Annotated in this window: 10 protein-coding genes and 1 pseudogene; 9 read left to right on the top strand and 2 right to left on the bottom strand. The window is 51.3% G+C overall.

From position 1 onward, the window contains the following. Positions 1-501: 501 nt before the first annotated feature. A pseudogene (locus ACN2TU_RS27040) lies at positions 502-1149 on the top strand (DUF7978 family protein); the annotation flags it as partial. A 498-nt stretch (positions 1150-1647) separates the two neighbouring features. Further along, positions 1648-1923, top strand: a complete 276-nt coding sequence (locus ACN2TU_RS24230) for an alkaline phosphatase family protein (protein WP_435159099.1) — start codon at positions 1648-1650, stop codon at positions 1921-1923. Positions 1924-2210: 287 nt separating this feature from the next. Here ACN2TU_RS24230 and ACN2TU_RS24225 read toward each other — a convergent pair whose 3' ends face one another. Next, complete coding sequence (locus ACN2TU_RS24225; protein WP_435159097.1) at positions 2211-2630, bottom strand: helix-turn-helix domain-containing protein; 420 nt, start codon at positions 2628-2630, stop codon at positions 2211-2213. Positions 2631-2741: 111 nt separating this feature from the next. Between ACN2TU_RS24225 and ACN2TU_RS24220 the strand changes: the two genes are divergently transcribed. Together ACN2TU_RS24220 and ACN2TU_RS24215 are read left to right on the top strand one after the other, a co-directional pair. Then, on the top strand, positions 2742-4172 hold the full coding sequence (locus ACN2TU_RS24220; protein WP_435159095.1) for a glycerol dehydrogenase: 1431 nt from the start codon (positions 2742-2744) through the stop codon (positions 4170-4172). A 175-nt stretch (positions 4173-4347) separates the two neighbouring features. Continuing rightward, on the top strand, positions 4348-5316 hold the full coding sequence (locus ACN2TU_RS24215; protein ID WP_435159093.1) for an IclR family transcriptional regulator domain-containing protein: 969 nt from the start codon (positions 4348-4350) through the stop codon (positions 5314-5316). A 24-nt stretch (positions 5317-5340) separates the two neighbouring features. Here ACN2TU_RS24215 and ACN2TU_RS24210 read toward each other — a convergent pair whose 3' ends face one another. Next, the gene (locus ACN2TU_RS24210) at positions 5341-6468 is read right to left on the bottom strand and encodes an ABC transporter ATP-binding protein (RefSeq protein ID WP_435159092.1); all 1128 of its coding nucleotides are present in this window, start codon (positions 6466-6468) and stop codon (positions 5341-5343) included. A 253-nt stretch (positions 6469-6721) separates the two neighbouring features. On the opposite strand from ACN2TU_RS24210, the gene ACN2TU_RS24205 reads away from it, so the two are divergent. From ACN2TU_RS24205 to ACN2TU_RS24185, 5 genes are all read left to right on the top strand, one after another. Then, positions 6722-7972: an ABC transporter substrate-binding protein gene (locus ACN2TU_RS24205; protein ID WP_435159091.1), complete on the top strand. Its 1251-nt coding sequence runs from the start codon at positions 6722-6724 to the stop codon at positions 7970-7972. A 19-nt stretch (positions 7973-7991) separates the two neighbouring features. Further along, positions 7992-8912 carry a carbohydrate ABC transporter permease gene (locus tag ACN2TU_RS24200; protein ID WP_435159089.1) on the top strand — a complete coding sequence of 307 codons (921 nt, stop codon included), beginning with the start codon at positions 7992-7994 and terminating at the stop codon, positions 8910-8912. Continuing rightward, on the top strand, positions 8909-9757 hold the full coding sequence (locus tag ACN2TU_RS24195) for a carbohydrate ABC transporter permease (protein ID WP_435159087.1): 849 nt from the start codon (positions 8909-8911) through the stop codon (positions 9755-9757). The genes ACN2TU_RS24200 and ACN2TU_RS24195 overlap by 4 nt, the downstream gene beginning before the upstream one ends. Then, on the top strand, positions 9757-10410 hold the full coding sequence (locus tag ACN2TU_RS24190) for a YesL family protein (protein WP_435159086.1): 654 nt from the start codon (positions 9757-9759) through the stop codon (positions 10408-10410). Before ACN2TU_RS24195 ends, ACN2TU_RS24190 begins: the two co-directional genes overlap by 1 nt. Positions 10411-10519: 109 nt before the next feature. Beyond that, positions 10520-13288: a glycoside hydrolase family 2 protein gene (locus tag ACN2TU_RS24185; RefSeq protein WP_435159085.1), complete on the top strand. Its 2769-nt coding sequence runs from the start codon at positions 10520-10522 to the stop codon at positions 13286-13288. Positions 13289-13301: the final 13 nt, after the last annotated feature.

The raw sequence follows: 13301 nt of genomic DNA, 5'->3' as shown, positions 1-13301 counted from the left end.
ATGGCTGCACTTGCCGCGAATATGATACCATACAGCGCTTGGAGACCGCTCTACTCGATCGGCGATTTCGCTGGGTGAAAAGCCATCGTTGTCGAATCGCTGAATCCGTTCACACTCATCTACCGAGATTGCAGTCGGATTCAACTGATACGACATATGGCCGAATTGTAGAGAAATCAACTTGAACGCTAGTATTTCATTACACGTTTGAGGCCAGCAGTATCTATGAGCCTGTTACACCGTGGTCCTCTACAAAAGAGATCAATGGTCTCCCATCTCAATTTTTGCTTGACCTAGTCGCCGTCTGTGATGGTGTGGTGTCCGATACACTCACACGCCATTTCTCTGTTTGTACGAGAATTCCTCCACTTCCGGGAGCAATACGAATGGTTTCATTGGTCATCTGCGAGGGGTTATTCACCGTGAGCGTCCCGTTGGCGTGAAGCTCCTGCCCAACTTTAGACGTGTTTGTAACAGTGAGATAGGCACTCTCATCGGGTCTCAGCTGCTCACCTCCCCCTTCGATGGAGTGTTCCCGCTGGGATCTCCGCGTATTTCATCGGCTACTTTCTAACCTTCGCCACTACAGCGAGTCACACCAGTGCGATCTTGGCAATCAAAATTCCTGGAAAATATCTTGCGGCAACGCCCCTGGCGCAACTTTTCGGCTCATCGCCCTCAGGATGGACTGTCTCTGGTTGGTTGTTCTATAATGCACATTTTGTACCGATACATCTCCCAACAGCGGATACAGTCAATGGATTAGCGAGGTTTACGAATCAGTCTCTGCTTCGCCTAGTCGGTGGACCAGTTCTTTTGGTATATCTCATCCCACCGCTGCTATTGACGTGCGCCGGGTACCTTACTGTCCAGTATGCGAATACGCCGGGTGCCAATGGAGAGCGGAATAGTGGTGCGAGTATTGTTGCGGGCTATTTTCCGTTGTTTCTTGTTGGTTCCTTTTTATTTAGGGCAAGTGCAGCGAATGCGCCTGTCACAGCTGCACCGGACGTGATTTATACGATATTCCTGGGTCTCGCCTATCCGATCCTTTGTGGTGCACTTGGTGGACTCCTGTCAAAGCGACGTGCTACGCACAAAATAGATTCGAGTGACGGGGAAGTTGCTCACCAGACGGGGAAGTGGTGATGGTACTAGCACAGTTTATCCTCACTAACTCTGCCAAGACCGCTAGCTAATCTCATAAGCGAAAATAGACTCTCTCGGGCACTGTTGAGTCGATCATTGTCCAATTCGTAGTACATATTTAGCGTCCCAACTGTTGCTGAGTTCAGTGATTCACCCGGCTACTCCGAATAAGAGGGCGAAAAAACAGTCTGATTTCTAGAATTTCGGCCCGTTTCGGGATGACTGATTAGTTCTATAACCGAAGTAGAACGTGCGACGGCAGCGAGATCGATTTTTCAAATTCGCCTGATTTGGGTGATTTACTTCCTGTGGGCAGTATAAGCGGAAGTAGAACTACCCCGTGGGTACCAACTCGATCACTATAACCATCAGCAACCGCATCAATCGCTCAATAACCGAACGCCTGTCGAGGAGGAGCTAAACTAGACCGTATCCTACATTTCATCTTTTAAAGCAATTATCAATGATTATTTTATATTGATTTGTATCTACAGAACCGTGTCCTCCAAGAAAAGGGATCCAAGCGACTCGAAACCACGGAACGTACTCCTCGTATGTCTCGATACGGTTCGTGCGGATGTCTTCGGTGAGCATGCGAATTGTCTCCACCGAATGGCTGATGTCTCCTTTACGCAATGCCGTGCTGCGAGTTCGTGGACGATTCCAAGTCACGCGAGCATGTTTACCGGACAATTGCCGTCGGTACACGGCGTTCACACTCTCTATGGCATCGCATGCGGATTGGAACGCCTATTAAGATACTATCAGAAGTAGTTTCTCATACCATTTCCGGAACATTCCCCGTATATATTGATAATCTGAACAGTTAAGTTTTACTAGGCTATTCCCCTGGGACGAGGTTCGGGTATATCAGAATTGGAATACAAGCAGTATTGTATAGTGTTTTTATCAACTCGCTGTGATATGAATTCGTAAATAGGTCATGCGATCGCGATGGATTAGTATACTGTCCATTTGCCGTGGTCATCCGGAGATACGTCAAAAGACTGCTTTTCGTCATCCCTGTCAGCTTCAGTGGTTGTACGATTTAGTCTCCGAGATTAGAGCACAGTTTCTTTCATCAGTCGCCGACAGCTTGAAACTGAATAATCTACAGAAAATGTATCTTTTATGTATTGACGGACGAGTACAGGCGTCCACACTTCTTCGGCATATCCAACTTTCTTCGGTGACGATTGCAATGTCTTTTGTACCGTTTCATGTTGGTCTACGTCGAGTTTACGCGGTCTACCCGACCGATGGTTATCAGCGACAGCCTGCTCGAGTGACTCGCTTTTGAAACGTTGGAGCCAATTATAAATCGTCCGCCGTTGTACGCCGTACCATTCTGCGAGTTCCGTCTGAGTAATCCCGTTCTTATATGCAATTGCGGCTATTAGCCGCTGTGTCGCCTTTTTCCCCTCTACTTCGTCGAGTGTCTCTTGCAGTTCTTCAATCGAGATCTCAGTGAGATTATCCATTACAAAGTACTACAATAATCGAGTAAAAAGTTCTAACGGCCTCTGTAAAAGTGAATAATATCCGATAAACGGACGTTTTTACAGACAATTCCAATATTCTAACCCCCACATTTGGCCGAATTTGTTATCTTGAGGGGTTTTATTAAGATACCTATATCAAGAGATGCGAAAACCCCTGATTACAAATATAGTGTTGTAATGGGTGTGAGACGAATATCAACTCTATTTTACAATTCCAAAGATGTACACTTTCATTACAGTAATGGTACTGTAATAATTCTCCCATCCAAAGCCAGAAAAGAGCGCGCTAATAAATCGCTGGTGAGTGGAACCGAGATGTACGATCCGAAAAATACTGACTCTCGTAGCAAACGATACTGGTTGACCAATCTATACCGTCGATCTGTCGTTTCAGTTGAAAGAGTATTTACCCTTGTAGTCGAATTAGGGCCTATGCACCGTGTATACGCTTCACCAGATCGCTACATTCAGGGGCCGGGGGCTTTAGAGAGAGTCGGTCCGCTCGCACTCCAACACGGCAAATCAGCGCTAATCATCAGCGACTCGGACGTGTGGCAGGTTGTTGGTGATTCGGTAGAGGAGAGTTTCAATGACGTGACTACTACCATGGAAAGATCGAATTTCACTGGAGAATGTTCTACTAGTGAAATCGACCGGCTCACTGATGTTGCGAGTAAGAGAAATGCTGATGTCATCATTGGGATTGGCGGTGGAAAAGCCATCGATACGGCAAAAGCCGTTTGTGGGCGTACTGGGGAAGTGGTTGGATCAGTCCCGACTGTCGCTTCGACTGATGCCCCAACTAGTAGCCTCTCGATCATATACACTGAAGAGGGAACATTTGAAAGAGCCCACCGCCACGATTTCCATCCGTCATTCGTGGTTGTTGACACGAACGTCGTCGCACACGCACCGACTCGCTGGTTCATCTCGGGAATTGGTGATGCGCTTGCAACATGGTTCGAAGCCAAGGCGACATGGGAAAACGAGGGGAGAACAATACATGGCGCTCGTCCGACGTATGCCAGCAAAGCCATAGCGCGTTATTCCTATGATTTGCTCCGTGAAAACGCTGAAGACGCAGTTCACGCTGTTAACGAGGATACTGTTACAGAGAGCGTTGAGGCCGTAACCGAGGCGACTATTCTCCTCAGCGGACTCGGTTTCGAGAATGGTGGCACTGCAGCAGCCCACGCCGTCCATGATGGACTAACTACGCTTTCAGGGATTTCGGATGCGACACACGGCGAAAAAGTGGCAGTAGGAGTATTAGTTCAGTTGATACTCGAAGCATACCCGAAGGAAGAGATTAAGGATATCATTTCTTTCGCGGACGCAGTTGGTCTCCCAGTTTCACTGAGGGACATCGATAGCATCGATCCGACTCGTGAAGAACTCTTGAGGGTTGGTCATGTTGCGTGCGATTCTGAAGGTTCAATGGGAAACGAAGGAATAGACGTTACACCCGAGGACGTAGCCAACGCACTGCAGACCTTGGATTCGATTAACGAATCAGAATGAGGGTGAGAGGCCCTTATTGGAACTTCTCATCATTTCCACGTCGATTCCTAAGTCCTCTATCAGACCACTCAACATCATGAACATTCATTTACTATTTGTTCTCCTGTGAAAAACATAGGTGGATATTGTTCCAATTATGCGAAAATATATAGTCTATGGACTAGATTGGAAATTCATGGAAGATCGTCCCCAAAATGGGAACGCGGGTCGGACAGTACAGACGGTCGAAACGAGTTATGCAATTCTCGACCGTCTCGATGAAGTGGGAAAGGCTGGAGTTACTGAACTCGCAGAAGCGATGGACATCTCGAAAAGCGCAGTTCACCGGCATCTAGCGACGTTAGCAAATCGAGGACGCGTCAGGAAGATAGACGGAAACTATCATTCCATCCCGAAAGAAACATCTCAGGTGCAGCCAACGTTCGAAATTATCGAGTCGTTGAATAGACTCGATGGTGCAACACCCGCGGAAATCGCGGAGGCTACCGAGAAGTCCGAGGACACCGTCGTAGAATATCTCGTTCAATTAGAACAAGCAGAATACGTGGTCAAACAAGACGACAAATATCAAAACAGCCTAAAATTCCTCGATATCGGTGAGCGCGTCAAATACAATACCGGTATTTTTGACCTCGTCGCCGAAGAAGTGGACAAACTCGCCAACGAAAGCGACGAACTTGCGCTATTCAGTGTCATGGAACACGACCGGAACGTCATCCTGTACAAGGCACACGGTGAGGAAGCAATTCGAACATCTCACGAGACGGGGCTCCGTGAACCATTACATCATAGTGCGCTCGGGAAGGCGATTCTGGCAGAACTCCCAGAAGATCGGGTTAGGGATATCGCCGACCGTCGTGGCCTTGCGCCGGTCACCGAGCAGACGATCACTGAGGTCGACGATCTTATTTCCGAACTCCAAACAACACGAGAACGTGGGTACGCCATCGACATGGAGGAGGCGAAACCAGGAATGCGGTGTGTGGCGGCATCCGTCTCTAGTGCAAACAATTCGAATTACGGGGCGATCAGTGTCGCAGCGCCAAAAAGTCGGATGCAAGGTGAACGGTTCGAGAATGAAATCCCTGAGCTCGTGAAAGGCGCTGCAAACGTTATCGAACTGAACTCGATTTACGTCGAGTGAGAGAACCAATGTCTGTCCGTGAATTTATGATGTCGATTCGACTGCGCGATCGACGGCGCGTCCTTCTATGGTGAACGCGTTCACTCCAGTGTCAGCATCAAATAGGTGGACATCGCTTTCATCAAATTCGATGTAGATCGTGTCACTGACCGTGGGCTTCACACTTGCCGGGACACGAATCGTCATTTCTTGGCTCTCCACGTTTGCGTAGATGTAATTGTCACTTCCGACAGGTTCGACGACATCTACGATCGCCTCGATAGTATTCTCACCGAGCGTGTCTACGATGTGGGCATTTTCTGGTCGAATTCCGAGGACGAGATCAGCAGTTGTTGTCGATGCCCTGACCTCATCCGCAAGTGTTTTGGATAGTCCGTACTCGAAGCCATCACCAGTGAGATATGAGCCGTCAAGAGTGACGTCGAAGAAGTTCATTGCCGGACTCCCAATGAAGTCTGCGACGAACAAGTTCGCTGGACTGTTGTAGATCTCTTCGGGCGTCCCAACCTGTTGGATATGCCCGTCAGCGAGGATCACGATGCGATCCGACATCGTCATCGCTTCTTCCTGATCGTGGGTAACGTAGACGGTCGTCGTTCCGAGTTCATCGTGAATACGCTGTAACTCGGTTCGCATGTGCATCTTCAGTTTTGCGTCGAGATTCGACAGCGGTTCGTCCATCAGGAACACTTCGGGTTCGCGAACGATGGCACGACCAGTTGCCACGCGCTGCTGTTGACCCCCGGAGAGATTACCAGGTTTCTTATCGAGGTGGTCTTCGATGCCGAGCATTTCTGCGGCTTCTTCGACTCGCTGGTCGATGACATCCTCCTCGATATCTGTTGTTAGCTTGAGCCCATATGCGAGGTTGTCATGCACCGTCATGTGTGGATACAGCGCGTAGTTCTGAAAGACCATGGCGATACCGCGGTCTCGCGGATGGATATCGTTGATAACTCGGTCACCAATACTGATGGTGCCTCCGGAGATATCTTCGAGGCCAGCAACCATTCGGAGAACGGTCGACTTGCCGGATCCCGATGGCCCAAGGAGAGAAACGAACTCTCCATCCTCGATTTCGAGACTTACGTCCTCTACAGCCAAGACATCGTCGTATCTTTTGATCACTTCGTCGAAGGTTACTCTACTCATTTGCTACCGTGACAGGCTTTCTCGATATCATATATAGGCTTTTCTCAACAATTATGACGGTTTCGAGCTGCTGTTCGTTCAGGTTTTATCGCCGGATCGGTTCCACAGAGGACGAGGAAGTTTTTCTTATCAAAGAAACAACTGATTTGTTTGTGGAATACATGATAAAAAATGTTATATAGGTGGTCTCCATCGGTATGTGTTGATGGTTCGCAAGCCGCTAGGACGAACTGCGTCGAGTAGGCGCCGTTTCATGAAAGTAGCAGGGGCAACAGGAATCGCTGGTCTCGCCGGCTGTACCAATAGTGGTGGGTCTGGTGATGGTGACAATTCAGGCGGTACGACGACGCTCCAGTTTTGGACGCTCTTTTCCGGCGGCGACGGAAAAGCGATGAAGTCACAGGTAGACCAATTCAACAAAGAACACGACGACATCCAAATCAAACGGCAACGGCAACCGTTCGAAGAATACTACGACAAGTTGTTTACTTCGATGACTGGCGGTAACGCGCCAGACCTTGCAGTGTTCCACACGACCGAAATTCAGCGATTCGTAGATGCGCTGCAGCCACTCGGTGACTTGCTCAGTGACGATACGTCGAGCGCCTATGTCGATTCGATCTGGAGTGAAACGAAATTTGATGGGAAGCGTCTTGCGCTCCCATTAGACACCCATCCGAACGGGCTATACTACAACAAAGACATCTTCAAGCAAGCAGGGCTCGATCCCGAAAAGCCTCCGACGACCTTCGAAGAGCTGAAGCAAACAGCAAATACTATTTCGTCAGAGACGGACAAACTGGCATTTAGCCCGGATCCGTATAATCAATATTTTGTCCGGCAGTTCATCGCATGGCAACGCGGGCGAAGTGGACAATTCCTCAACGAAGACAAGACGAAAGCAGCGTTCGATGATCAAAATGGTATCGCGCTCGGAGAGTTCTACAGCAACATCTCCAACAAGTGGAACTGGGACAAGGCCGATGCAACGGCTGAACGCGGGACGAAGGCATTCCGTGCTGGCGACATGGCCATGACCATCAATGGGACGTGGTACTACGGTGTGCTACAAGAACAGGACTATAGTTGGGGAATGACCAAACCGTTCGTGGCTCCGGGTCAAAAACAGAAGATGACGTGGGCCAACAGCCACACGATTGGCGTCCCGAACGGTGGGAGCAATACGGAAGCTGCTGTGAAGGCAGCCGAGTGGCTCACACAGAACAGCACCACTTGGGGAACGGATGCCGGTCACCTCCCCGCAGCCAAGAAGGTTCTCGATTCGGACACGCTACGGAATGCTACGGTATGGAAAAAGACGCTTTCCACGTTCTCCGAGATGGCGGAAGCTGGTGAACTCGCATATATGCCCAGCACGAAAAACAACGAGAACTATAAACGTCCGGTAAATCAAGCAATCGCTCAGATTTACTCTGGCCAAACCACCGCCAAGAAGGGCATCCAGAAGGCCGCGAATGAGGTAACGAAGAACCTCAAGGCATGATAACCGCGAGACGATACTAATGTCCACAAAAAGCAAGCTACCAATCGTGGATCGGCTCCGTGGTATCGACGTCACTGACCAGGAGACACGTGACGGCATCGCCTTTGCTCTCCCGTACCTGCTGGTATTTTCGGTGTTTCTCCTCTACCCGTTGTTGAAGGGGTTCTACATGAGTATGTACGACTGGAACGCCTTTGCGCCATCGCAGTCGGAATTTATCCTCTTCGATAACTACACCCGGATGCTCCAAGACCCTATGTTTTGGAAAGCGCTGCGTGCAACTGTGGTGTTTGTCGTGCTAACGGTACCGACCCTCGTAATATTGGGATTAGCACTCGCGTTGGGCGTCAACCGAAACGTGAAGGGAAAACGATTCCTTCGGACGGTGTTTTTCAGCCCGTACGTGCTGACTGTCTCGGTCGTATCGCTCATCTGGGCTGAACTATACTCACCCGAGTACGGCCCGCTCAATTACTATCTTGGGTTCCTCATGAACAATCCACCATCATGGCTGAATAGCTTCACGTTCGCCATGCCAGCGGTCGCGCTCGCGACGATCTGGTGGACCGTCGGGTTCAACTTCGTCATCCTGCTGGCGGCCCGTCAAGGGGTGCCTGATAGATTGTACGAAGCCGCACGTATCGACGGTGCGACCGCCTGGCGCGCGTTCAAGGATATCACGCTCCCGCAGATGCGTCCTGCGATCATGTTCGTTATGACCGTGCAGTTCATCGCATCGTTCCAGATTTTCGGGCAGGTGTACATCATGACGAACGGTGGGCCCGGAAATTCGACGCAAACACTCGTGATGTATCTGTTCCGAATGGCGTTTCGCGAACAGGAGTTCGGATACGGCGCTGCCATCGGGTACTTCCTCTTTTTCGTACTTGTGGCCGTGTCGCTCGTCAACTACTACTTCATCGGAGGTGACAACGAATGAGTACAGCAAACGGACGGCTTATCGAATCGAAACGTGTACGAACAGCAGGTCTCTACGCAGCACTGTATGGAACCGCATTTTTGTTTTTGGTTCCGTACATCTACATGCTATCGACGTCACTGAAGCCAGAACGGTTCGCGTTCTCACAACAGCCGTACTGGATTCCGCCTGAATTCACGTTTAACTGGTATACGATCATACTTCGGGAAGCACCCATGATTCAGTGGATGGTGAACACGCTCATCATAGCGGGAACGACGACGCTGCTGGTCGTGATTCTCGACTCGATGATCGCGTTTTCGCTCACCAAGCTCGATTGGCCTGGCAAGCGCATCATCTTCACGGTGATCATCGCGAGCTTCATGGTTCCAATATACGCGAACATGGTGCCGTTATACACCATTATCGCTGATTTCGGTCTGGTCGATAGCCCCCTGGCCGTCATCATGCCGTTCAGTGCGATGCCCATCGGCGTTTTCCTGTTCACCCAGTTCTTCCAGGATCTCCCGGATTCGATCATCGAGGCAGCAAAAATAGACGGCTTCAGTACCTTCCAAATCTACACACGGATCGTCCTGCCCCTGATGAAACCAGCTATCGCAGCATTGTCGCTGTACACGTTTGTCTATACGTGGAACCAGTTCCTGTGGCCACTCATCGTGCTTCAGGGTGAATCATCGTTCACACTGCCAGTCGGCATCGTCACGATGCAACCGACACAGGTGTTCCAACCTGGTGCCCAGATGGCGGGGACGCTTATCGCGGCCGCCCCGCTCTTCATTGTGTTCCTCATCTTGCAAGAGCATCTGGTGAACGCGGTTCAAATGCAGGGGACGACCGGATAATGGTGGAGTATGATACCGCGAACGACCCGGACACGCCAGCTCACAAACGAACCATTCGGTTCGTTTATCAGCACAGCACAACGCTGATCATCATGAGCATCGTTTGGTTCTTCGTGTCGCTCCCAGTCATCACGCTCGGCCCAGCTACCCTCGGTGCATACAGCGTCGTGCGTTCTCTTCGAGAGACTGGTACCATTGACCGTACGCGTACCGTCGCCGTGGTTCGCACGAACGGCATCCACGCGATGCTCCTTGCACTCGTGCCGCTGGTATTCGTCGCGACAGCGGCGCTCTACCTACGAACCGGGACACCGCTCGGTACTCTCTCGATGGTCGTTGCCGCAGTCTGCATGTACGCGGGTGGCTATCTCGGTATTGCGCTGATTCCAGCGTTTATCGCGATGGCCGACGGTGAGTCACCCCTAGCCGCGACCAAGCGTGGCTACATGTGGGTAGCATCTCAACCAGTCTCAACGGTTTCGCTTGCAGTAGTGACGGCGATACTGTTCGTGGCGACGGCATTGCTCACGATCGGATTCGTCCTCTTGTTCCCTGCATTGGCCTTCTCATACCATGTGGAGGTACTGACGGACGACCTGGCTGAGACGACTTCGACAGAGACGCCGATCCACAGAGTGGAGGGAACGATCTGACGAGGGGGTTCGTTCTCCTCTAACAACTGCCTTGGCAGTAAACTTGATACGACTAATCCGAGTAAATGCGATACGAGAGAAACCTGACAACTCGTCACAAATTCCGATAATGACGTTCAATAACACACAGACTCGTCTGGCAAACCGGTCGGCGGTTTCGCTGAACGGACGCTGGGACTTTCGTCCCGATAGAGACGATACTGGCGTTGAAGAACAGTGGCAAAGCACTACCACGTGGCCCGAAACAGACCGACAGTCGGTTTCGGTTCCGCACGCGTGGCAGGAAAACGAACGCTTGAGTGACTACACCGGTATCGCTTGGTACCGGCGAACAGTCGAATTCGACACGCTCCCTTATGGAGGGCGGCTCTTCCTCAGATTCAACGCAGTCGATTACCACACGACTGTCTGGGTGAATGGCGTCAAATGTGGGACGAATCGTGGTGGATACCTTCCGTTCGAAGTGGATGCGACTGAAGCGTTCGAAGCTGGACAAAATGTCGTTACCGTTCGGGTCGAAGACCCTGATGATCTCAGCCAAATCCCCCACGGAAAACAAGGCGATCCGTGGTACAGACGGGTGAGCGGCATCTGGCAAGATGTTTCGGTCGAATTTCGACCGGACATCCGCGTTGCCAACGCCCGGGTTACGCCGAACCTCGAAGATGACATTGCGCACGTCGAGTTCACCGCCGTTGCCGATGATATCGCTCCCGATGGTTCGCTCACGGCAACCGTCCGTGTTAGCCATGAGGGGACGACCGTCAACAGCGTCGAGTACGATGTTTCACTTGGGACACCAACTGTCGAGTCAGTCCCCATACCGAATGCAGAGTACTGGCACCCGGAAGATCCGGTTCTCTATGACCTCGAAATCGAGCTCAAAGACGATTCGGGATCGACCGACGTGTACGAAGATTACTTCGGGATGCGGAGTATTCGCGTCGAGAATGGTACCTTCCACCTTAATGGCGAACCGCTGTACATCCGCGGTGCACTCGACCAAGGGTACTATCCGGAGACGCTGTATCGTCCATCCGAGGAAGACCTCTTCGAGCACGAGATTCGTACCGCTAAAGAACTCGGTTTCAATCTCCTGCGAAAACATATCAAACCTGCCCATCCCGATTTCATCGAACTTGCAGACCGGATGGGAATGCTCGTCTGGGAAGAGCCCGCAAACCCCTCGCGGTACACCGACCGCTCGAAGCGAGAAGTTCAGGACCAGTTGCGCGGTCTGATTAATCGTGATTTCAATCGTCCGAGCGTCGTTATCTGGAGCCTTTACAACGAGGAGTGGGGTATCGGCCACCACCACGATGAACCGTTCATCTGGGATGATGAAGAGAAACAGGCATACCTCGGCGAACTGTACGAGACGGCAAAACGGTGGGACCCCACTCGACTCGTCTGCGATAACTCCGGGTGGGCACATGTCGCGACAGATATCAACGATTATCACCGCTACTTCGCCAGTCCGGATCGCGCTGCAGCGTGGGGCGATGACTTGGATAACATGACGGCACATCCAGAAGGGAACTACGCCGCAACGTACACAGACCCCGAAACGACACCGGTTGTCATCTCCGAATTTGGGACCTGGGGACTCGCCGATACGGAGGCGCTCGAAGAGTTCTACGGTCAGGAACCCGAATGGTATCATCATCCGTTTCTTACACCTGTTGATCGACCCACCAACGAACGGGAGGTTCACCTCGAATCGAACCTTCGGTCTCCCGCCGGGTTCAAAAAACGCTTCGATGAAACAGCTCTCCCGGAGAAGTTCGACGGGTTGACAGACTTCGCGGAGACGTGGCAATGGCGCGAGTATCTCTCGGTGAAAGATCTCATCGAACAGATGCGCGTCCACGACGGCATTTCGGGATACATCATCACCGAATTCACGGATATCGAGTGGGAGTTCAATGGCCTTCTTGATTATTGCCGTGAAGAGAAAGTGTTCCATGATAAGTTCGCGTCCGTCAATAGTTCATTATTCGTTACGGCGGATCCGGAACACCATGCGGTGTGGGGTGGAGACGAACTATCGGTCGATATTACCGTCGTCAACGACGGCCGTGAATCACACAGTGGAATCGTCGAGTGGAGATTGATCGACGACGAAAGCGACGAGACGCTCGATCATGGTGAGCTTGATGTCGGTGTCGATGCGCACGCGAAGTCACGAACACGAACGATTCCAGTGACTGTACCAGATGTGGACGTAAATGAAAGACAGACACTACAGGTCACGTTCACGGCGGAAACTGCAACGGCAACCAATGAAGAGCCGATTACTGTTGTGAACCCGGCGCGTGTCCCCAACCGAGACATTACCGTATTCGTGCAGGAGAACTACGTTGCCGACCGACTCATCGGTTCGTGCTACAAAGTTACTCGCGAATTGAACGACGACGTTGACCTCGCGGTCGTCTCCACACTCGACGCCTCCGCCCGAGACTTTGCCGAGGCTGGTGGAAGAGTGCTGTTGGTGCCGCCAGCACATGAGACGACACCGAGAGACGACCTGTTCGAATATCGTGAATTGCCCGAAGGGGAAAACTGGAATCTCTGTTCGTCGCTATACGCACACAACACCCCGTTCATCAAGGATTTAACCGGGAGCAAACGACTTGACTGGGCATTCGACGGAATTTACCCGAACGCGCTCGCGACGGAACTGGATACAGATCACGACGAGATTTGTGTCGAATACGTCGAAGGATGGATCGCTAACTGGGGTAGTCCACTCGTGATACGCTCGGTCGGAAACGGTCGTGTGTGTACGTCCACCTTCTCGCTCGGAGAGGCGTATGGTGAGCAACCGGTGGGAACACTCTTGTTCGACCATCTTATCGATCACATTGCGTGTGACTGATCTCTCAGCATCA

The sequence above is a fragment of the Haladaptatus marinus genome, assembly GCF_051194195.1.
The sequence above is the reverse complement of the archived record's forward strand: the minus strand, read 5'-3'. Positions and strand labels throughout refer to the sequence as shown.